This is a genomic window from Vibrio sp. 2130-1 (genome assembly GCF_033339515.1).
This window is the reverse complement of record NZ_JAWOUT010000761.1, coordinates 1-509: the sequence shown is the minus strand read 5'-3', so window position 1 is coordinate 509 and position 509 is coordinate 1. Positions and strand designations below refer to the sequence as shown.

The 509-nt window shown below is 50.1% G+C and carries 1 protein-coding gene; it reads left to right on the top strand.

The window, feature by feature from the left end; all coding sequences use genetic code 11:
* Positions 1 to 509, top strand: a 509-nt coding sequence (locus R7Q09_RS28560; protein ID WP_318144260.1) for a tripartite tricarboxylate transporter substrate-binding protein, incomplete at both ends; no start/stop codon positions are given.

Sequence of the window (509 nt, the reverse complement as noted above, 5' to 3'; positions counted from 1 at the left end):
ATCGTTGTGCGTTCTCTTAGCGGTATTTTTCCTCAATCCTTCCGTGACCTAACGCCTGTTGCTGCAACTGTTGCAGACTACGGCGCGATTGTTGCCTCTGCGGACTCGCCATACAACACATGGGAAGATGCAGTAAAAGCGTTTGAAGCCGATCCTCGCAAAGTGAAGATTGCTGGTGGCTCAGCGCGCGGCTCTATGGATCACCTTGTCATTGCGGCGGCATTTAAAGGCGAAGGTTTTGATGCGCGTAAAGTCCGTTACATTGGCTATGATGCGGGCGGTAAAGCAATGGCAGCCCTGCTTTCTGGCGAAACTCAATTGCTTTCAACAGGTTTAGGTGAAGTACTGGAAATGTCCAAATCTGGCCAAGTGAAAGTACTTGCTATCACTGCGCCAAAACGCCTAGAAGCCGCGCCGAACATTCCAACTTTAACGGAATACGGCAACGAAACGGTATTTGCGAACTGGCGTGGATTCTTTGCTGCACCGGGCGTTAGCCAAAAGAAAAT